The organism is Pseudomonas sp. B111 (assembly GCF_026428275.1).
GTDB lineage: Bacteria > Pseudomonadota > Gammaproteobacteria > Pseudomonadales > Pseudomonadaceae > Pseudomonas > Pseudomonas aeruginosa.
Genome location: NZ_CP097857.1, coordinates 331,581 through 350,280, shown reverse-complemented (window position 1 = coordinate 350,280; position 18,700 = coordinate 331,581). Strand labels below are relative to the sequence as shown.

19 protein-coding genes are annotated in these 18,700 nt (G+C 67.5%); 12 read left to right on the top strand and 7 right to left on the bottom strand.

All coding sequences use genetic code 11. The features are described from left to right. Positions 1-17: 17 nt before the first annotated feature. Entirely contained in the window at positions 18-1,196 is a 1,179-nt protein-coding gene (gene rocR, locus M6E97_RS01635; protein ID WP_003106013.1) for a two-component system response regulator cyclic di-GMP-specific phosphodiesterase RocR, read from the bottom strand. A gap of 281 nt (positions 1,197-1,477) precedes the next feature. Between rocR and M6E97_RS01630 the strand changes: the two genes are divergently transcribed. Then, the gene (locus M6E97_RS01630; RefSeq protein WP_003093094.1) at positions 1,478-2,107 is read left to right on the top strand and encodes a response regulator transcription factor; all 630 of its coding nucleotides are present in this window, start codon (positions 1,478-1,480) and stop codon (positions 2,105-2,107) included. A gap of 293 nt (positions 2,108-2,400) precedes the next feature. Further along, a complete protein-coding gene (locus M6E97_RS01625; RefSeq protein ID WP_003110392.1) occupies positions 2,401-3,642 on the top strand; it encodes a TIGR03862 family flavoprotein in 1,242 nt (413 codons plus the stop codon). Between the two features lie 22 nt (positions 3,643-3,664). Here the strand turns inward: M6E97_RS01625 and M6E97_RS01620 are convergent, their stop codons facing one another. The 3 genes from M6E97_RS01620 to M6E97_RS01610 all read right to left on the bottom strand — a co-directional run bounded on the left by M6E97_RS01620 (position 3,665) and on the right by M6E97_RS01610 (position 6,377). Then, positions 3,665-5,014 carry a DEAD/DEAH box helicase gene (locus M6E97_RS01620; protein WP_023099229.1) on the bottom strand — a complete coding sequence of 450 codons (1,350 nt, stop codon included), beginning with the start codon at positions 5,012-5,014 and terminating at the stop codon, positions 3,665-3,667. Positions 5,015-5,091: 77 nt separating this feature from the next. Next, a complete protein-coding gene (locus M6E97_RS01615; RefSeq protein WP_003093104.1) occupies positions 5,092-5,595 on the bottom strand; it encodes an NYN domain-containing protein in 504 nt (167 codons plus the stop codon). Between the two features lie 65 nt (positions 5,596-5,660). Beyond that, positions 5,661-6,377 carry a DUF2076 domain-containing protein gene (locus M6E97_RS01610; protein WP_023100826.1) on the bottom strand — a complete coding sequence of 239 codons (717 nt, stop codon included), beginning with the start codon at positions 6,375-6,377 and terminating at the stop codon, positions 5,661-5,663. Positions 6,378-6,476: 99 nt separating this feature from the next. On the opposite strand from M6E97_RS01610, the gene M6E97_RS01605 reads away from it, so the two are divergent. From M6E97_RS01605 to M6E97_RS01590, 4 genes are all read left to right on the top strand, one after another. Continuing rightward, positions 6,477-7,058, top strand: coding sequence for a cysteine hydrolase family protein (locus M6E97_RS01605; RefSeq protein WP_003110389.1), 582 nt, complete (start codon positions 6,477-6,479; stop codon positions 7,056-7,058). 157 nt (positions 7,059-7,215) lie between these two features. Further along, a complete protein-coding gene (sfnG, locus tag M6E97_RS01600; RefSeq protein WP_003093107.1) occupies positions 7,216-8,310 on the top strand; it encodes a dimethylsulfone monooxygenase SfnG in 1,095 nt (364 codons plus the stop codon). 83 nt (positions 8,311-8,393) lie between these two features. After that, the gene (locus tag M6E97_RS01595) at positions 8,394-9,050 is read left to right on the top strand and encodes a membrane protein (protein ID WP_033938988.1); all 657 of its coding nucleotides are present in this window, start codon (positions 8,394-8,396) and stop codon (positions 9,048-9,050) included. Positions 9,051-9,116: 66 nt separating this feature from the next. Next, the gene (locus M6E97_RS01590; RefSeq protein WP_033938989.1) at positions 9,117-9,551 is read left to right on the top strand and encodes a VOC family protein; all 435 of its coding nucleotides are present in this window, start codon (positions 9,117-9,119) and stop codon (positions 9,549-9,551) included. Positions 9,552-9,557: 6 nt separating this feature from the next. Here the strand turns inward: M6E97_RS01590 and M6E97_RS01585 are convergent, their stop codons facing one another. Continuing rightward, complete coding sequence (locus tag M6E97_RS01585; protein ID WP_003106828.1) at positions 9,558-10,394, bottom strand: SDR family oxidoreductase; 837 nt, start codon at positions 10,392-10,394, stop codon at positions 9,558-9,560. Between the two features lie 61 nt (positions 10,395-10,455). On the opposite strand from M6E97_RS01585, the gene M6E97_RS01580 reads away from it, so the two are divergent. The 3 genes from M6E97_RS01580 (at position 10,456) to M6E97_RS01570 (ending at position 12,850) form a co-directional block, all read left to right on the top strand. Continuing rightward, positions 10,456-11,595 carry an endonuclease/exonuclease/phosphatase family protein gene (locus M6E97_RS01580; RefSeq protein ID WP_009313390.1) on the top strand — a complete coding sequence of 380 codons (1,140 nt, stop codon included), beginning with the start codon at positions 10,456-10,458 and terminating at the stop codon, positions 11,593-11,595. A gap of 89 nt (positions 11,596-11,684) precedes the next feature. Next, positions 11,685-12,419 (top strand): substrate-binding periplasmic protein, encoded by a 735-nt coding sequence (locus tag M6E97_RS01575; protein ID WP_033938990.1) that lies wholly within the window; start codon positions 11,685-11,687, stop codon positions 12,417-12,419. Positions 12,420-12,442: 23 nt separating this feature from the next. After that, positions 12,443-12,850 (top strand): hypothetical protein, encoded by a 408-nt coding sequence (locus M6E97_RS01570; protein WP_003093113.1) that lies wholly within the window; start codon positions 12,443-12,445, stop codon positions 12,848-12,850. Positions 12,851-12,860: 10 nt separating this feature from the next. Here the strand turns inward: M6E97_RS01570 and hrpB are convergent, their stop codons facing one another. Beyond that, entirely contained in the window at positions 12,861-15,377 is a 2,517-nt protein-coding gene (hrpB, locus tag M6E97_RS01565) for an ATP-dependent helicase HrpB (protein WP_033938991.1), read from the bottom strand. A gap of 141 nt (positions 15,378-15,518) precedes the next feature. Here hrpB and M6E97_RS01560 point away from each other — a divergent pair, with 141 nt between their 5' ends. Further along, the gene (locus tag M6E97_RS01560) at positions 15,519-15,935 is read left to right on the top strand and encodes a hypothetical protein (protein ID WP_003093116.1); all 417 of its coding nucleotides are present in this window, start codon (positions 15,519-15,521) and stop codon (positions 15,933-15,935) included. Between the two features lie 88 nt (positions 15,936-16,023). Beyond that, on the top strand, positions 16,024-16,920 hold the full coding sequence (fieF, locus tag M6E97_RS01555) for a CDF family cation-efflux transporter FieF (RefSeq protein ID WP_003093118.1): 897 nt from the start codon (positions 16,024-16,026) through the stop codon (positions 16,918-16,920). On the opposite strand, the gene M6E97_RS01550 is transcribed toward fieF, so the two are convergent. Next, positions 16,913-17,596, bottom strand: coding sequence for a DUF6515 family protein (locus tag M6E97_RS01550; RefSeq protein WP_031656852.1), 684 nt, complete (start codon positions 17,594-17,596; stop codon positions 16,913-16,915). The genes fieF and M6E97_RS01550 overlap by 8 nt on opposite strands. A gap of 446 nt (positions 17,597-18,042) precedes the next feature. Between M6E97_RS01550 and M6E97_RS01545 the strand changes: the two genes are divergently transcribed. Next, positions 18,043-18,552 (top strand): Lrp/AsnC family transcriptional regulator, encoded by a 510-nt coding sequence (locus M6E97_RS01545; protein ID WP_003119210.1) that lies wholly within the window; start codon positions 18,043-18,045, stop codon positions 18,550-18,552. Positions 18,553-18,700 lie beyond the last annotated feature (148 nt).

The following is an 18,700-nucleotide window of genomic DNA, read 5'->3' as shown; positions in this document are numbered from 1 at the left end:
AGGCCAGGGCGGCGGCGTCAGGATCCGGAGCAATAGTCGAGAAAGTGCTGTTCCGGCATCGGCCGGGCGAACAGGTAGCCCTGGGCTATGGAGCAACCGAGTTCGATCAGGCGTACCCGTTGTTCGTCGCTCTCCACCCCTTCCACCACCAGGGAAATTCCCAGCGCCTGCGCCAACGCCACGACACTGCTGATGACGGCGCAACTCCTGGGCTGGGTCTTCATCTTCTGGACGAAGGTTCTGTCCAGCTTGATCTGGCTGAAGGGAAACTCGCAGAGCCGGTCGAGGGACGAATAGCCGGCGCCGAAATCGTCCATCGCCAGGCCGCAGCCCATGATCCGCAGACGCACGAGGTTCTCCAGGCTGCTGGCAGGAGCGCTGATCAACCCGGTCTCGGTGATCTCGAACATCACCGAACTGGGCGGCAGGTGGAACTCGGTCAGCAACGCCGAGATGTTCTCGGCCAGCGCACGCGAACCCAGTTGCGAAGGATGGACGTTGAACGCCAGGTTGATCGGCTGCCCCAACTGCGCCAGCTTCCTGCGCGTCGCCAGACCCTGGCTGAACAGTTGCCAGAACAGTTTGTCGACCAGGTTGTAGGTTTCCATCACATAGAGGAAATGCGACGGCGGCAGTACGCCGAGATGCGGGTGGTTCCAGCGTGCCAGGACCTCGGCGCCGATCAGGCCGCCGCCATCCAGGGCCACCTTGGGCTGGTAGTAGGCTTCGAACTCGCCGTTGTCGAGGCCGCGCACCACGTCCGCCACGGAGGGCAGCTCGGCGACTTCGATCTGTCGCGGCAGGTCCTGGCGACGAGCGTTGTAGCGGGTCAACAGGGCGGTGATCCGCTCCAGGCTGAATGGCTTGCCGAGGTCGCCGAGAAAATTGAGGCCCAGGCACTCGATCATCGAAATGGTGGCCTGGCGCAGGATGGGATCCACCTCGCTGCTGAGGATCACCGAATGAACCTTGCCGCTCAGGCTTGCGTGGCGAAGGAACGCCAGGCCGTCCATGCCGCTCATCTGCAGGTCGCAGATGGCGATGTCGACGTGTCCGCAGGACTCCAGGATCGCCACCGCCTCCTTGCCGTCCGCCGCTTCGAGGATCGATCCGGGCACCACTTTCTTCAGGGCTGTGACGGCTACCAGGCGCTGAAAAGGCTCATCCTCCAACACCAGAACATTCAAATCATTCATCACGGTCCACACAGGGTTTCCAGGAAATACCGGCGATATACTGCTGTGTTTCCCTTACTAGACCTATGGGACAAGTCCCCATGTTTTGTGGGAATTTTCCTACTGATTTGGAGGTTCGGTTGGATTAGCATGGTTCCACATGAAAAACCGAATCGCCCCGCCTCAACAGGCTATTCTGGACGGCGATCTCGGTCTAGCGCCCAACATGGATGACCACCGGCGGCAGCGCCCGGGAAATCGAATCCCGACCCTGCCCCGGTCCCTCAAGGTAAATCGAATTTATGCATACCGTCCTGATCGTCGACGACCACCCCGTCATCCGCCTCGCCGTGCGCGTCCTGCTGGAAAAGCATGGTTTGCAGGTGGTGGCCGAGACGGACAATGGCGTGGATGCCATACAGTTGGTCCGGGAGCACGAACCGGACGTGGTGATTCTCGACATCGGCATTCCCAAGCTCGACGGCCTGACCGTGATCTCGCGGATCAAGTCCCTGGAACTGCGCACCCAGGTGCTGGTACTCACTTCACAATCCGCAGAGGCGTTCTGCAAGCGCTGCATCCAGGTCGGCGCCCGTGGGTTCGTCAACAAGGAAGAAGACCTGAACAACCTGATCAACGCCCTGAACGCCGTGATCGCTGGCTACACGTTCTTTCCTTCGCTCACGTTCGATACCCTCGGCACCCCGCCGGAGCGCATTTCCGAAAGCGAGCTTATCGGCCTGCTCTCCGACCGCGAGATGATCGTCCTCCAGCATCTCGCCATGGGCTATTCGAACAAGGCCATCGGCGAGAAGCTGTTCCTCAGCAACAAGACCGTCAGCACCTACAAGACCCGCCTGCTGCAGAAGCTCGGCCTGGGTTCGCTGGTCGACCTCGCGGAGTTCGCCAAGCGCAATTCGCTGATCCACTGACCTGGCGCTTCGCTGTCGAAGCCCAGGCCCAGGGCACCTTCGGGCAAGCGCGACCGGAAGCCGCTCCTGCCACGCGACGAGCGTCAGCGGATTTCCACAAAGCATGTGGAACCGCCTGTGGATAAGGTGCGAAAAACGCTTCGCGCAGCGCATCGTGCCTGGCCTTGCGACGGTTGATCAGTTCCTGACCAGGCGCACGGCGAGCGGACCAGGTGGCATCGACAAGGCTCGGAGGCGGTCTTCGCCTCGGTTACACTGCACGCCGGTTTCCCCAGGTCTCGCTCGTCGTCCACATGCCCAGTCAAGCATCCTCCCCTTCCCCCCAGGTCGCCATCGTCGGCGGCGGTCCCGCAGGCCTGATGGCCGCAGAGGTCCTGAGCCAGGCGGGCGTACGTACGGAAGTGTTCGACGCCATGCCCTCGGTCGGCCGGAAATTCCTCCTCGCGGGCGTCGGCGGCATGAACATCACCCATGCCGAGGCCAGGGAACAATTCCTCGGCCGCTATGGCAGGCGCCAGAAGGAAATCGCCGCACTGCTCGGCGAATTCGACGCGGATGCGTTGCGCGCCTGGATCCACGGCCTGGGTATCGACACCTTCGTCGGCAGTTCCGGCCGGGTGTTCCCCTCCGACATGAAGGCCGCGCCGTTGCTCCGTGCCTGGCTCAAGCGCCTGCGCGAGCAAGGCGTGCTCATCCACACCCGCTGCCGTTGGCTGGGCTGGAACGCGGACGGTACGCTGGACATCCAGAGCGCCGCCGAGCGCCTGTCGATACGGGCCGACGCCGTGATCCTGGCGCTCGGTGGCGGCAGTTGGCAGCGCCTGGGCTCCGACGGCGCCTGGGTGCCCCTGCTGCGGGCCCGCGGCGTCGAGGTCGAGCCCCTGCGGCCAAGCAATTGCGGTTTCGAGATCGGCGGCTGGAGCGAGCTGTTTCGCGACAAGTTCTCCGGCGCTCCGGTCAAACCGGTGGCCATGGGACTGGCGGGCGAAACGCCGCGCCAGGGCGAATTCGTCGTGACCCGCGACGGTATCGAGGGCAGCCTGGTCTATGCCCTCTCCGCCGCCATCCGCGAACGGATCGAGGCACAGGGATCGGCCGAAGTATGGCTGGACCTGTTGCCGAACAGGCGTCGCGAGCAGATCGAGGCAGCCCTGGCTCGCCCGCGCGGCTCCAGGTCGATGGCCAATCACCTGCGCAGCCAGTTGGGCATCGATGGGGTTCGGGCCGGCCTACTGCGTGAACTCACCCCCGCCGCCACCTATGCCGAGCCGGCCCGCCTGGCGGCGGCGATCAAGCGCCTGCCGCTGACGCTGCTGCGCCCGCGTCCGCTGGACGAGGCGATCAGCAGCGCCGGCGGCGTGCGCTTCGAGGCGCTCGACCGCAACCTGATGCTCGCTGGCTTGCCCGGCGTGTTCTGCGCCGGGGAAATGCTCGACTGGGAGGCGCCCACCGGCGGCTACCTGTTGACCGCCTGCTTCGCCAGCGGACGCGTGGCCGGACTCGGCGCGCTGGCCTGGTTGCGCGGCAGGCGCTAGAGACCGGTACGCCAGCGCCTCGCTATTTGCCGGACGGCCGCTTCTTCGGCTTGCCCGCCGCGCCCGCGCCGAAGCCCGGCGCCTTGCGCACCGCCTTGACCGTCGGCGCGCTGCTGTCGAACCAACTGCCCAAGTGGATCTTGCCGGGCTTGCCGACGCTCTCCGCGGCCTTGGGTTTCTTCGGCTTCTTCGGTTTCTTCAGCACCACGCCGCCCGGTGCGGTCTGCGGCACCCGGTGTTCCGGCGCGAAGTCGGGCTCCTCGCGGCGCTGCAGGGTCTGCCCGATCAGTGTCTCGATCGCCGCCAGCAGCTCCACTTCGTCGGCGCAGACCAGCGACACCGCCTGGCCGGAGGCACCGGCACGGCCGGTACGGCCGATGCGATGCACGTAGTCCTCGGCGACGATCGGCAGGTCGAAGTTGACCACCAGCGGCATTTCCTCGATATCCAGGCCACGCGCGGCCACGTCGGTGGCTACCAGCAGGTCTACCTCGCCGGCCTTGAACCGCTGCAAGGCGCGCAGCCGCGCCGGCTGCGGCTTGTCGCCATGGATCGAGTCGGCGGCGATACCCTGCCGCTGCAACAGTCCGACCAGTTCCTCGACGCTCTTGCGGGTCTTGGCGAAGACCAGCGCCTGGCGCCAGCGATTGGCCTGCAACAGGTGGCAGAACAGCTCGGCCTTGCGCTTCTTGTCCACCGGCACCAGCCATTGCCTGACGCTCTTCGCCGCGGTATTGCGCGGACTGACCTCGATGGACAGCGGGTCGCGCAGCAGTTCACGGGCCAGCGTGCGGATGGCGTCGGAGAAGGTCGCGGAAAACAGCAGGGTCTGGCGCTTGCGCGGCAGCGCGGCGAACAGCTCGTCCAGCTCGCGGGCGAAACCGAGGTCGAGCATGCGATCGGCTTCGTCCAGCACCAGCGCCTGGAGCTGGGCGAACTTCACCGCGTTCTGCCGATACAGGTCGAGCAGCCGCCCGGGAGTGGCGACGAGGATATCCACCCCCTTGCGCAGCTTCATCATCTGCGGGTTGATGCTGACCCCACCGTAGGCCACCGCGGTACGCAGCGGCAGGTGCTGGCCGTAGTCGCGAATACTGGCGTGGACCTGCTCGGCCAGTTCGCGGGTCGGAACCAGGACCAGTGCGCGCACCGAGTTGGCAGCGACCTGCGGCCCCTCCAGGGTCAGCCGCTGCAGCAACGGCAGGGCGAAACCGGCGGTCTTGCCGGTGCCAGTCTGTGCTGCGGCGAGCAGGTCGCGGCCCTTGAGCGCCGGAGGTATGGCCTGGGCCTGGATCGGCGTAGGCGTGCCGTGGCCGAGCCCTTCGAGGGCCTTGAGCAGGGGGTCGAGCAGACCGAGGGAAGCGAACGTCATGAGCGGCTCGGAAAAAAGGAAACGGACGGCATTCTAGCGGATTCGCCGTCTCCCATCGTCCTCTGGCGCGCGGCCGGTCAGCCCTTGAGCAGCAGTCCGCCCTCGATCGGCACGTAGCGCGACGCTGCGCGGATCAGCGCGTTGGCGGTCAGGCCAGGCACCCCGTAGGCCGTAGCCACGACGCCGTGGGCGCGGATGACCTTCTCCAGCAGCAGATCGAAGTCGCCGTCACCGGACAGCAGCACCACTTCGTCCACCCGCGGCGCGGCATCCAGTACGTCGATGGTGATGCCGACATCCCAGTCACCCTTGGCCGAGCCGTCGGCACGCTGGATGTAGGGCTTCAGCTTCACCGTGAAACCGAGGTTGCGCAGAATCTGCTGGAACTGCTGCTGACGCGGGTCGCCGCGGTCGATGGCGTAGGCATAGGCCTCGACGATGCTCCCGCCGCGAGCGATGTCTGCCCACAGGGCGGCGTAGTTGAGATGGCAGCCGTAGGCCTGGCGCACGGTGTAGTAGAGGTTCTGCACATCGGCGAAGACAGCGATCTTCTTCGCCGCGGGCGACTCGGGACGACTCAAGGGGAACTCCGGAACGACGGCAGTGGGCCACTATTATCGCAGCCCACGGCCCGCAACCCTAACGGTCAGGTGAACAAATCGTCGTCGCCGAGGAAGCTGGAGTCGTCGTTGAAGTCGCTATCGCTGAAATCGCCATCGGCGAAACCGCCGTCGGTGGGATAGTCGCTATCGGCGAAACGCTCGGTCGCCGGCTCGGGATCGGCAAACTGACTGGCGTCGAGGTTATCCACCGGGACGTCCTGGATCACCTCGACGATTTCCTGCGGTTGGCTGTGGCGGAACATGCCGGTGAGCAGGTCGGCCACCAGCATCCCGCCAGCGACCCCGGCGGCCGTCTGCAACGCGCCGCCGAGAAAACCGCTGGCCCGCGAAGGCGCGGCCGCCGCGGCGGGCGCCATACCCGGACGCATGTCGCCGGCCCCCGCCGCCGGATTGGAGAAACGCGTCTCGCCCCAGCCCGCCGGGCGCCCCGGTTGGCTCGGCGCCGGCTCGTCGCGCGCGCCGCCACCGAACAGGCCGGAGAGGAAGCCGCCGCTGCTCGGACGGCTCTGCTGCAACTGGGCGACCTGCGCCTCGAGTTCCTTCACCCGTTGGTCGAGGCGCTTCAGCGCGGCTTCCTGGATCAGCACCACCTGCGCCATGTAGTACGGCGCCGCCGGCTGCCGCACCAGGTGCTGGTTGATCTGCGCCTCGGCCTCGGCGTCACGCGGAGCGGACTGCCCCTCGGCCTCGCGCAGGCGGCTGAACAGGCCGTCGATCAGGGTTTTCTCATCGGATTTCATCGCACGCCTCGACTGCATTTCGAGAAGGAAGGATGGATTGCACCAAAGGGAAATATTGGAGCACCCTGCACGATCTCAAGTTCCTCCGGTGAATTCCCGATGAATGACCACGCCCAGCGCTCCGCACGGCCCCAGGTCGCCCTGCTGATCGTCGACCTGCAACGCGGCATGCAGCGCGACGACCTGCCGCCGCGCAACAATCCCGGCGCCGAGGCGCGCATCGTCGAACTGCTTGCCGCCTGGCGCGCCGCCGGCTGGCCGGTGGTGCACGTCCGGCACATTTCCCGGCAGCCCGGCTCGCCCTTCGCGCCCGGCCAGCCCGGCGTGGAGTTCCAGCCAGCGCTGGCGCCGCGCGACGACGAGGCGGTGTTCGAGAAGAACGTTCCCGACGCCTTCATCAACAGCGGCCTGCAACGCTGGCTCCATGTCCGCGACATCCGCCAGGTGGCGCTCGTCGGGGTAGCCACGGAGAACTCGGTGGAAGCCAGCGCACGCAGCGCCGGCAACCTCGGCTTCCAGACCTGGGTAGTGGCCGACGCCTGCTTCACCTTCGCCAAGCCCGATTTCCATGGCACCCCGCGCAGCGCCGACGAGGTACATGCGATGGCGTTGGCCAACCTGCACGGCGAGTACGCCGTGGTACTGCGCGCCGCCGAACTGTTGCAGCGCTTGCCGGCCTGACTGTCTGCCGGGCAACAGCGGGACAACAGGGCTGTCCGGCAGAAGACATGCCGGTTCCGCCATATCCCCCATAAGCCATTGATTCGAAAACATGAATCCGGGATGGCACGGTTCCTTCATAGACACCGGACCACGCCCCTACCCGGAGATACCCCCGATGAGCCAAGAGCAACAGCCGATCCGCTTCGCCTACTGGGTCCCCAACGTCAGCGGCGGCCTGGTGGTGAGCAAGATCGAGCAACGCACCAGCTGGGACATCGACTACAACCGCAAGCTGGCCCAGTTGGCGGAACGCAACGGCTTCGACTACGCCCTCTCGCAGATCCGCTTCACCGCCGGCTACGGCGCCGAGTACCAGCACGAGTCGGTGGCCATCAGCCACGCCCTGCTGGCGGCCACCGAGAAGCTCAAGGTGATCGCGGCGATCCTGCCTGGCCCCTGGCATCCGGCGGTGGTGGCCAAGCAACTGGCAACGATCGACCAACTGACCAATGGCCGGGTCGCGGTGAACATCGTCAGCGGCTGGTTCAAGGGAGAGTTCACCGGCATCGGCGAACCCTGGCTGGAGCACGACGAACGCTATCGGCGCTCCGAAGAGTTCATCCGCGTGCTGAAAGGCATCTGGACCGAGGAAAACTTCACCTTCAAGGGCGATTTCTATCGTTTCCACGACTACACCCTGAAACCCAAGCCGATCCAGCAGCCGCACCCGGAAATCTTCCAGGGCGGCAGCTCGCGGGCGGCGCGGGACATGGCCTCGCGCGTGTCCGACTGGTACTTCACCAACGGCAACAGCATCGACGGCATCCGCGCCCAGGTCGAGGACATCCGCGCCAAGGCGGCGGCCAACGGCCATTCGGTCAAGGTCGGAGTGAACGCCTTCATCATTGCCCGCGACACCGAGGAGGAAGCGCGGGCGGTGCTCGACGAGATCATCGCCAAGGCCGACTACGAGGCGGTGAACGCCTTCGGCGACGCGGTGAAACAGGCCGGCAAGGCCTCGCCGGAGGGCGATGGCAACTGGGCCAAATCCACCTTCGAAGACCTGGTGCAGTACAACGACGGCTTCAAGACCAACCTGATCGGCACGCCACGGCAGATCGCCGAGCGCATCGTCGCGCTGAAGGCGGCCGGGGTCGACCTGGTGCTGTCGGCCTTCCTGCACTTCCACGAAGAAGTGGAGTATTTCGGCAAGCACGTGTTGCCGCTGGTCCGCGAACTGGAGCAGGCCCAGGCTCGCGAAGCGGCCTGAACGGCAACGGCGGCCGCCAGGCGTTGGCCTCGGCGGCCGGCTGGGTTAGAGTCGCGGGCTCGTATCCGATCTGCCGACCCGCGATGAATCCTCTGCTGCCGCTGCGTGACGCCTGGTTCTTCTTCACCCGCCACCTGCCCACCCTGGTGCCGCTCTGCCTGCCCTGGATATTCCTCGAAAGCCTGCTCCAGCAGCAGATCGACGAGGCCGTCGGCCCCCAGCAGATGGGCGCCTGGAGCCTGGTCGCCGGACTGCTCTTCTACCCGCTCTACACCGCAGCCCTGATCCTGTTCATGGACGCGCGCGGGCGCGACGAGCGGCCTCGCGTCGGCCAGCTGTGGAGCGCCGCGCTGCGCCTGTGGCCAGCCTTCGCGCTACTCGCGGCGCTGACTTCGCTGCTGATCGTGCTCGGCCTGTCGCTGCTGATCCTGCCGGGCATCTTCGTCATGGTGAAGCTGTCCTTCGCCGAATTCTGTCTGGTGCTGCGCGGCCGTAGTCCGCTGCAGGCGCTGCGGGAAAGCTTCGAGTTCACCCGTGGACGATTCTTCCTGATCCTCGCCTGTTCGCTGGTGATCCTGCTGCCGGTCTGGAGCCTGGAAGCCTGGCTCGCCGATTCGGCCGGCGACGCCGTCGTGCTGCGGGTCGCCCTGCATACGCTCAGCGGGTTCTTCCAGCTGCTGTTGACCATCGTCGCCTTCCGCATCTACAGCCTCGGTCCGGCGCCACGCAACGGGATGTGAACGGCGCCGCGCGCCGATTCGCCGCGCTGGCCTATGCTTGACGAGCCCTGCCTCGAGGAACGGACCATGAGCGACGAATCGGCCAACCCCAGCTGCATTTCCCACCTGTCCATCGGCACCAACGACTTTCCCCGTGCCCGAGCCTTCTACGACACGGTGATGGCCGCCCTCGGCTGCAAGGTGATCCTCGAATACCCCGGCGCCGTAGCCTACGGCAAGCTCTATCCGGAGTTCTGGGTGCAGGCGCCAATCGACGGCCGTCCCGCCAGCGTCGGCAACGGCAGCCACGTCGGCTTCTTCGCCGACAGCAAGGCCCAGGTCGACGCCTTCCACGCCGCGGCCCTGGCCGCCGGCGCACGCGACGAGGGCGCGCCGGGCCCGCGTCCGCTGTACGGCGAGCCCTACTACGGGTGTTTCATCCGCGACCTCGACGGGCACAAGGTCGAGGCCTCCTACTGGGACATGAGCCAGGGCTTCGACGCCCACGACCACGCCCACTGAGCACCGTCAGGGTTGCGGCTTGAGTCCCGACAGGCGCGGCACCAGCAGCTTTTCGAAGAGACGCGGAAAGAAGCGCGCCAGCAGCCGCGCCCGCCAGTTGACGTTGGACAGCACCAGCAGGCGCCGGCGCCGCGCGGCGCCCTGGAAGATCGCCTCGGCGACCTCCACCGGCGATGCCACCTGGCTGCCCAGCACTTGCACCGGCTGGCGAGTCACCGAGCCATCGCCAACCAGCGCATTCTTGCGCAGGTCGGTGGCGGTGAATCCCGGGCAGGCCAGGGTCACGCTGACGCCGGTGCCTTCCAGCTCCATCCGCAGGGTGTCGAACAGACCGTGCAAGGCATGCTTGCTGGCGTTGTAGGCGCTGCGGTAGAGCAACGGGGCGAAACCGGTCAGCGAACCGAGCACGACGATCTGCCCGCGCCGTTCGAGCAGGCTCGGCAGCGCCGCGCGGGTGCAATGCACGGCGCCGAAGAAGTTCACCGCCATGACCTTGCGGAAAACCCCCAGGCCGGTTTCGGCGAAGGTACCGCGGTGGGTGATGCCGGCGTTGTTGACCAGCACGTCGATGCCGCCGAAGCGCTCCACCGCCAGCGCCACGGCACGCTCCACCGCATCGGCGTCGGCGACGTCGCAGCGCAGGCCGAGCGCCTCGCCGCCGAGGTGGTCGCGCAGGTGCTGGACCAGGCTGTCCAGCGCCGCCTGGTCGAGGTCGAGGATCGCCAGTCGCGCACCGGCCCGGGCGAAACGCAGCGCCAGCGCGCGACCGATGCCGGAACAACCACCACTGACCAGCACCACCTTGTGGCGGTAGGCCTGGCTGCTGAATACCTTGCGCGGCATGCGATACCCTCCCGCTCGAAAAAACGCGAACCCTTGCGTCAATTCGACCGGCAAGGGTGAAATGCGCGGCGGCAAGCTCTATGCTCTGGTCCTTTCCAGCATAGTCTCGATTGCGATGTCACTGCCCCGTCTACGCAACCTGCTGTTCGTCGGCCTGCTCCTGCTGGTCGGCGGTGCCCTGCTCGCCAGCTACCTGCTGAGCTGGCAACCCGCCGATCGCGAAGCCGCGCCCCTGCATTGCCAGGGCGCCGCGCCGGCGCTGAAGCCGGGGCAGGCCCTGAAGGTGATGACCTGGAACATCCAGTACCTGGCCGGCAAGCGCTACGTCTTCTGGGACGACCTGCCGGATGCCACCGGCCCGGACCAGCGTCCCACCGCCGAAGACCTGGCGTTCACCCTCGACGAGGTGGTCCGGGTGATCCGCGACGAGCAGCCGGACCTGGTCCTGCTCCAGGAGATCGACGACGGCTCCAGCGCCACCGACGATCAGGACCAACTGGCGCTGATCCAGGAGCGCATCAACGATCTCTACCATTGCAGCGCCCAGGCCTACGAGTGGAAGTCGGCCTTCGTGCCGACGCCGCACATCTTCGGCAGCGTCGGCCGCAAGCAGGCCACCCTGAGCCGCTATCGCATCGATAGCGCCGAGCGGCGCCAGTTGCCGCCACGCGACGGCGGGCTGTTCGACCGCCTGTTCGGGCCGCGCCCGGCGATCCTGGTCAGCCACCTGCCGATCGACGGCGGCGGCGAGCTGGCCGTACTCAACGCCCGTTTCGACCGCCCGCAGGCGAACGACGACACCCTCGAGCGCCAGGTCGGGACCACCCGTACGCTGCTCGACGAACTGCAGGCCAGGCGCACGCCCTGGCTGCTCGGCGGCGACCTCAACCTGCTGCCGCCCGGCCAGTATCCCTACCTGCTGGCGCCGCTGCGCGCGCCCTACCGGGAAGACAGCGAACTGGCCATCCTGAGCGGGCGCTTTCCGATGGTGCCGTCGCTGGAAGAGGCCAGTGGCGTCGACCAGGTTCGCTGGTACACGCACTTCCCCAACGACCCACGGGTCCAGGGGCCGGATCGGACCCTCGACTACCTGTTCCACAGCCCCTCGCTGACCCGTCTCGATGCCCGGGTCCGGCGCAGCGATACGCTGCAGATCTCCAACCACCTGCCGCTCGCCGCGCGCTTCCTGCTGCCCCATTGACCGGGCGCGCGCCGGGCTGGACAAGCGGCCCGGCGCGCCGCATGCTTCGCCCCCATTCATAACAACAAAAAACGGCAAGGCCGCACACCATGCCCCTACGCACCATAACGCCCCTGCTCGCGCTGCTGGCGTTCGCCCTGCTGGCCGCCCCGCAGCTCCATGCGCAGGACGCAAGGCCGTCGTTGAACGTCGGCTACTACGAATTCCCCCCCTACATCTATACCGCCCGGGATGGCCACGCCGCCGGTTCCGGCGCCCGCCTGGTCCGCCTGCTGCTGGAGCGGGCCGGCTATCGTCCGGCGTTCCGCGCCCTGCCCAGCGCGCGCCTGTACCTGGGGCTGCAGGATGGCAGCGTGGCGCTGTGGGCCGGCGCGGCCAAGCCGGAGCTGGCCGCCGACACCCTCCAGGCGCGGCGCGTGCTCGGCCACGTCAGCCTGAACCTGTACTACCCGGCGCACCAGCCGGCACCGCGGGTTCCCCAGGACCTGGCCGGACGCCGGCTGATCCTGATCAGCGGCTACAGCTACTGGAAACCGGTCACCGACTTCATCCAGGACCCCAACCTGCACCTGCGCCTGTACCGCACCGGCACCCACCACGCCGCCTTGCGCATGCTCGAACTCGGGCGCGGCGACTACCTGCTCGACTACCAGGCGCCGGTGGAAGCGGCCAGCCGCCAGGCGTTGGCAAGCCAGGAACTGTACCGCCTGCCGCTGCGGATGATCGTCTCGCGCCACATTCCCGGCGCCGAAGCGCTGCGCGACCGCCTGGACCAGGCCTACGACCAGTTGCGGAGCGACGGCGCCGACCTGTCCCTGCTGTGAACCGACCCCGGAGGAGGAGCCCGATGCATACCGCCATCCCCTGCTGCACGATCAACGGCGAACAGCCCGCCCTGCGCGGACAGGTCTGCCAGTCGCTGCTGATCCAGGAATGGTGGTGGGAAGGCCGTCCGGCCGATCCGGTGAACGTGGTCTACCTGCAGTTCGAGCAACGCTGGTATCGCCTCTACTTCGAGGGCGAGACGGTGTTCTGGCGCAGCGGCGAAGCGCCGCGGCCCTGCGAGAACGACGAAGGCCCGGGCGAGTACCGCCTGCACGACCTCGGCCGGCAGCGCGGCCTGGTCGGCGTGCGCCTGCTGGCCCTGGAGTTCGTCCTCAACGGCCCGACCCTGGATAGCCACTTCGACTTCGCCGACGGCCAGCGCCTGAGTTTCCGGCACTTCCTCGACGACGACCTGACCCGGGTGCTCTGAGCGCCGTCGACTACTTGCGTGGCTTGGCCCGGGCAGTGGCCTCGGCCACCAGCGGGTCGTCCGGCCAATAGTGCTTCGGATAGCGCCCCTTCAGATCCTTCCTGACTTCCGCATAGGTGCTGCGCCAGAAGTTCGCCAGGTCCTGGGTCACCTGCACCGGGCGATGCGCGGGAGACAGCAGGTGCAGCTTCACTGCCAGGCGGCCCTGGGCGATGCGCGGAGTGTCGCCGAGGCCGAACAGTTCCTGCAGGCGCACCGCGAGGATCGGCGGGGTTTCGCTGTAGTCCAGGCGGATGCGCGAGCCGGAGGGGACTTCCAGGGTTTTCGGTGCCCACTCCTCGAGACGCTGCGGTAATGGCCAGGGCAACAGCCCGGCGAGGATCGAAGCCAGGTCGAGGTTGGCGAAGTGAGCCAGGCGGGTGACCTTGCCGAGGTAGGCCGGCAACCATTCCTCCAGCCGTTCCAGCAACGCCGCGTCGCTGACGTCCGGCCACTCGCTCTCACCCTTGTCTTCCAGGTCCAGCCGGCGCAGCAAGCCGATACGCGCCTGCCACTGGCGCAGTTCCGGGGTCCAGGGCAACAACTCCAGGCCCTTGCGCCGGACCAGGCCGAGCAGCGCCTGGCTGCGCGCCGCTTCGTCGAGGCCGGGTAGCGCCTCGCTGGACAGCACCAGTTCGCCGACCCGGCGCTGGCGCTCGGCGCGCAGCACGCCTTCGCGCTCGTCCCACTGCAGTTCGTCGCGCTGGCTGACCTGCTCCGCCAGGACCGTATCGAACAACCTCGGATCAAGTTCGGCGGCCAGGTAGATCCGCTCTTCGCGCTGGCCCTGGCGGCTGCCCAGATCGGCGATCACCAGCCAGGGCTGCTTCATCAGGCTGTCCGGTTCGCCGAACTGCGCAGCGCGTCCATTGGCTAGCCGGTAGTCGCCGCCGCCGGCGCGGCGCTGGCGAGCGATGCGGTCGGGATAGGCGAAGGCCAGCAGGCAACCCAGCCAGCGCGGATGGCCGGGATCGACGACCGCCTCGCTGGCGGCGCCGCGCAGATAGCCGCGGAACTGCCGGGCCAGTTGCCGGGCGCGCTGTACCGCGCCGCGCGAAGCGCCGGCGCGGGCCTCGCCGGCGAGCAGAGAGAGACGGCTGTGCAGGTCGGCGCCGCCGCCACGCTGTATGTCACGTTCGCCGAGCAGCGCCGCTACGTCGCAAGCCAGTTCGCCAAGGCCGAGGGCCTGGCCGCGCAGCAGCAGGTGGGCAATGCGCGGATGGGTCGGCAATGCGGCCATCGCCTGGCCATGGGCACTCAACGCGCCGCTGGCGTTCAGCGCCCCCAGCCGCCCGAGCAGCTCGCGGGCCTGGGCGTAGGCCGCCGCGGGCGGCGCGTCGAGCCAGGCCAGCTCCTCCGGCGCCACGCCCCAGCGCGCCAGTTGCAGGGCCAGCCCGGCCAGATCGGCCTGGAGGATTTCCGCCGTGCCGTAGGCAGGCAACTGCTCATGCTGGCTCTCCGACCACAAGCGGTAGCATACGCCCGGTTCCAGGCGCCCTGCGCGGCCGGCACGCTGGGTAGCGGAGGCGCGGGAGATGCGCTGGGTCTCCAGGCGGGTCATGCCGCTACCCGGATCGAAGCGCGGCACCCGCGCCAGGCCGGCGTCGATCACCACCCGTACGCCGTCGATGGTCAGGCTGGTCTCGGCGATGTTGGTCGCCAGCACCACCTTGCGCGTGCCCCGCGACGCCGGCTCGATGGCGGCGCGCTGGGCGGCGAGGTCGAGCTCGCCATGCAGCGGGCAGAGCAGCACCTCGGGGCGACCGCCAAGGGCCTCGCGCAAGCCTTCGTGAACGCGGCGGATCTCGGCCTGGCCGGGAAGAAAGACCAGCACGCTGCCGCTTTCCTCCGCCAGCGCCTGGAGCACCGCCTGCTGCACCCGCGGCTCGATGAACTCGCCGGGTTGCGCCGGCCGTCCCCAGCGGATATCCACCGGGAACATGCGGCCCTCGCTGCGCACCACCGGCGCTTCGCCGAGCAGCGCCGCAAGACGCTCGCCCTCCAGGGTCGCCGACATCACCAGCACTTTCAGCGGCGGCTCGTCGCGCAACAGTTCGCGGCCATTGAGAGTCAGCGCCAGGGCCAGGTCGGCATCCAGGCTGCGCTCGTGGAATTCGTCGAAGATCACCAGGCCGACACCGTCCAGCGCCGGGTCGTCTTGCAGGCGACGGGCAAGGATACCCTCGGTGACCACTTCGATGCGGGTCTTCGGGCCGACCCTGCTCTCCAGGCGGATCCGGTAGCCGACGGTCTCGCCGACCTTTTCGCCCAGCTCGGCGGCCAGCCGCTCGGCCGCGGCCCGCGCCGCCAGGCGTCGCGGTTCGAGCATGAGGATGCGTTGGCCGGCGAGCCAGGGCTCGTCGAGCAGGGCCAGCGGCACCCGGGTGGTCTTGCCGGCACCCGGCGGGGCTTCCAGGACGGCCTGGTGTTGTGCGCCAAGGGCCTGGCGCAGGGCGGGAACAACGGCGTCGATGGGTAGGGAAATCATGCTGGCTCCGGACTGACCGACGAAGTATACCGGCGAACCGGCAGGCGCTTTCGACGGTCTTATCGTCATCGTCGCGGCAGAAGATTGCCGAACGCTGGTCGATTGCTATAGTTCGCCGTCATGTTCACCCGGAGGTCATACATGCGCCTTGCCACCCGCGTTTCCTGTGCCGTTCTCAGTGCAGCCCTGCTGAGCCAGTTGTCGGCCTGCGGTACGCTGTTCTACCCCGAGCGACGCGGCCAGATCGACGGTCGCATCGATCCGGCCATCGTCGCCTTCGACGCCATCGGCCTGCTGTTCTATATCATCCCCGGCCTGATCGCCTTCGGCGTCGACTTCGCCACCGGCGCCATCTACCTGCCCGACGCCAAGTACTCGGTCGCCCCGGAAGTGCTCAAGGATGCCGTCGGCGCGGACGGCAAGGTCGACAACCGCAAGCTCAAGGCCATCCTCGAACGCGAGATCGGCCGTGAACTGCCGCTCGACGACCCGCGCCTGATCCGCCACAGCGGCAGCGTCGAGCAACTGGCGGCCTATGGCCTGAAGCCGGCCGCCTGATCCGCCCTCCGAGCGCGACCGTGCGTCAGTGCCCGGTCGCCGCCCGGTTGGTTTACAGTGGCGCCGTCCCTCCTGACAGAAGCGCCCCATGAGTCCCGATTCCCCCCACGCCCGCCTGCTGCGCCTGGCCACCCTGGCCTCGCTCGGTGTCGCCGTCACCCTGGTCATCGGCAAGGCCATTGCCTGGTGGCTGAGCGGTTCGGTGAGCCTGCTCGCCGGCCTCACCGACTCCCTGCTGGACAGTGCCGCCTCGCTGCTCAACCTGCTGGCGGTGCACTATTCGCTACGCCCGGCCGACGACGACCACCGCTACGGCCACGGCAAGGCCGAGGCCCTGGCCGGCCTGGCCCAGGCCATGTTCATCGGTGCCAGCGCGGTGCTGGTGGCTATCCAGGCGGTCGAGCAATTGCGCGACCCGCAGCCCCTCGGCGCGGCCACCTGGGGCATCGCGGTGATGCTGCTGTCGCTGCTGCTCACGGCCCTTCTCCTGGCCTTCCAGACCCACGTCATCCGCCGCACCGGTTCCACCGCGATACGCGCCGACTCGCTGCACTACCGCTCGGACCTGCTGCTCAACGCCAGCATCCTCGTGGCACTGCTCCTGGCCCGCTACGGCTGGCCACAGAGCGACGGCCTGTTCGGCCTGGGCATCGCCCTGTACATCCTCTGGAGCGCCCTGCAGATCGCTCGCGAGTCGGTGTCGATCCTGATGGACCGGGAACTGCCCACCGACATCAGCGAGCGCATGCGCGAACTCGCCTGCAGCGTGCCGGGAGTGCTCGGCGCGCACGATGTGCGCACGCGGATTTCCGGCAACCACTGGTTCGTCCAGTTGCACCTCGAACTGCCCGGCGAGCTGAGCCTGTCGGTGGCCCACGCCCTGACCGACCGCGCAGTGCTGGCGATCAAGCGCGAATACCCGAAGGCCGAGGTGCTGATCCATGCCGACCCGCAGGAAGTGGTCGGCAAGGAAACCGTCAGTTGACGCTGTAGCCGCGCCCGCTCAGGCAGGCGGCCATGGCCCGGCGGTAGCCGTTGGCGACCTCGGCGGCCGGCGCGTAGGTCGCCCCCGCCGGGTCGAAGCCGCTCTCGACCACCGCCCAGCGGTGGCACTCGTAGCGGTCGCGGCTCTGCTGGTCGGGCCCCTGGCCGCGCGCGGGGTAGGCCACCACGTCGTAGCCGGCGGCCGGCCCGCTGACCGGATAAACGGGTCCCGCTGCCCGCGGCGGCGGGCTGACCACTTCGTACTCGCGGGTGTCGGCATGCCACAGGTAGTAAGTGCCGGCGGCAAGGAAGTACAGCACGCTGCCCAGCCAGACCTGCTCCGCATAGGGCGGCAGGCTGCGGACGCGCACCCCGCGGGGCGGCACGACCAGCACATAGCGCGGGCCGTCGGGTCGGTACCAGTAGCCGTCGTCGAAGAAATACTCGCCGCCGCGATAGGGCACCCGCAGGTGTCCGCGCGGCAAGGCCTCCACCACCCGGCCCGGACGCCAGTCGGGATGCGGTCCCCAACTGCCGCCATGCGCTTCGCCGCGGCCAGGTCCCGGTTGTCCGTGGGCAACACTGCGCTCGCCGCCGGGTCCGCCGCGCCCCCCTCGGCCGTCGTCGGCCTGCGCCTGGACGCACAGGCTCAGCGAGAGAGCGCCCACCCCGAGCATTCGCCACCATCCACCGTTCATCGTCTGCCTCGCCCCGGGCCTGGTCGCCCGGCCACGTTCGAATGATCCCGGGAACGACTTTCCGCCGTTTTCCGCCAAGGGTGGGTAAACGCCGGGTAAAGAATGGGTAAAAGCGCGGCACGGGCCGGATCGCGGGCAAAGAAAAAGGGAGGCCCGTCGACCTCCCTTCTGGGGTAACTGTCCTGGCTCGGCGCTGTTGGCGACGGCTCACCTCACTCCACCTTCTGGGCGGTGTGCAACCCGGAGGCCGGCGCAACCTTGTAGGTCGGCGGCCACGGCTGGCCTGATTGGGCGAGCCGTGATGGACGAGATGTCCGGGTCGTGAATCTGGGTAAAAGAATACGTCGCCAGGCGCGACCAATGATTGCTAATATTGCTCACCATAACCTTGATTGCGCAATAAATCACTCAAATTCACCTTGCCAATGGCAATCAACCTGAAAGAAATCCTCGCCATGAACAAACTCGATCGCTACGACCTGCGTATCCTCGAAGAACTCCAGCGCGACGCACGCATCTCCAACCAGGAACTGGCAGAACGGATAGGCCTGTCGCCATCGCCCTGTTCGCGACGGGTCAAGCAGCTCGAGGACGACGGCTACATCGTCCGCCAGGTAGCCTTGCTGGACCGCAAGAAGCTCGGCCTGAGCCTCACCGCCTTCGTCCTCATAGGCATGGACCGACACACCCCGGAACGCTTCGAACATTTCCAGGAAGTCATCGGCAAATGCCCGGAAGTGCTGGAGTGCAGCCTGGTCACCGGGATGGACGCGGACTACCAGTTGAAGGTCGTGGTGCCGGACATGGACCATTACCAGAAGCTCCTGCTGGGTACCCTGACGCGCATCGAGGGGGTCTCCAGCGTGCGCTCCAGCTTCGTCCTCAACCAGGTGCTGGCGAGTACCGAACTGCCGCTGGAGCACCTGCGCGATTGATCGTAGCGAGACCTGGGACATGACACGGAACAGGCGGCATGCCGTATAATCGGCAACCTGTTTCAGTTGTCATGCCCGCGTGGCCCCCGCATATAAAGAGCAGCCTGCTCGTAGAACGATAAACGCCTTGCCCGCCCCCCATGGCACG

Excerpts from the sequence above, each read along its gene's own strand:
- rocR (WP_003106013.1), bottom strand. The coding sequence starts at position 1,196 with ATGAATGATTTGAATGTTCTGGTGTTGGAGGATGAGCCTTTTCAGCGC.
- M6E97_RS01630 (WP_003093094.1), top strand. The coding sequence starts at position 1,478 with ATGCATACCGTCCTGATCGTCGACGACCACCCCGTCATCCGCCTCGCC.
- M6E97_RS01625 (WP_003110392.1), top strand. The coding sequence starts at position 2,401 with ATGCCCAGTCAAGCATCCTCCCCTTCCCCCCAGGTCGCCATCGTCGGC.
- M6E97_RS01620 (WP_023099229.1), bottom strand. The coding sequence starts at position 5,014 with ATGACGTTCGCTTCCCTCGGTCTGCTCGACCCCCTGCTCAAGGCCCTC.
- M6E97_RS01610 (WP_023100826.1), bottom strand. The coding sequence starts at position 6,377 with ATGAAATCCGATGAGAAAACCCTGATCGACGGCCTGTTCAGCCGCCTG.
- M6E97_RS01605 (WP_003110389.1), top strand. The coding sequence starts at position 6,477 with ATGAATGACCACGCCCAGCGCTCCGCACGGCCCCAGGTCGCCCTGCTG.
- sfnG (WP_003093107.1), top strand. The coding sequence starts at position 7,216 with ATGAGCCAAGAGCAACAGCCGATCCGCTTCGCCTACTGGGTCCCCAAC.
- M6E97_RS01595 (WP_033938988.1), top strand. The coding sequence starts at position 8,394 with ATGAATCCTCTGCTGCCGCTGCGTGACGCCTGGTTCTTCTTCACCCGC.
- M6E97_RS01590 (WP_033938989.1), top strand. The coding sequence starts at position 9,117 with ATGAGCGACGAATCGGCCAACCCCAGCTGCATTTCCCACCTGTCCATC.
- M6E97_RS01585 (WP_003106828.1), bottom strand. The coding sequence starts at position 10,394 with ATGCCGCGCAAGGTATTCAGCAGCCAGGCCTACCGCCACAAGGTGGTG.
- M6E97_RS01580 (WP_009313390.1), top strand. The coding sequence starts at position 10,456 with ATGCGCGGCGGCAAGCTCTATGCTCTGGTCCTTTCCAGCATAGTCTCG.
- M6E97_RS01575 (WP_033938990.1), top strand. The coding sequence starts at position 11,685 with ATGCCCCTACGCACCATAACGCCCCTGCTCGCGCTGCTGGCGTTCGCC.
- M6E97_RS01570 (WP_003093113.1), top strand. The coding sequence starts at position 12,443 with ATGCATACCGCCATCCCCTGCTGCACGATCAACGGCGAACAGCCCGCC.
- hrpB (WP_033938991.1), bottom strand. The coding sequence starts at position 15,377 with ATGATTTCCCTACCCATCGACGCCGTTGTTCCCGCCCTGCGCCAGGCC.
- M6E97_RS01560 (WP_003093116.1), top strand. The coding sequence starts at position 15,519 with ATGCGCCTTGCCACCCGCGTTTCCTGTGCCGTTCTCAGTGCAGCCCTG.
- fieF (WP_003093118.1), top strand. The coding sequence starts at position 16,024 with ATGAGTCCCGATTCCCCCCACGCCCGCCTGCTGCGCCTGGCCACCCTG.
- M6E97_RS01550 (WP_031656852.1), bottom strand. The coding sequence starts at position 17,596 with ATGCTCGGGGTGGGCGCTCTCTCGCTGAGCCTGTGCGTCCAGGCGCAG.
- M6E97_RS01545 (WP_003119210.1), top strand. The coding sequence starts at position 18,043 with ATGGCAATCAACCTGAAAGAAATCCTCGCCATGAACAAACTCGATCGC.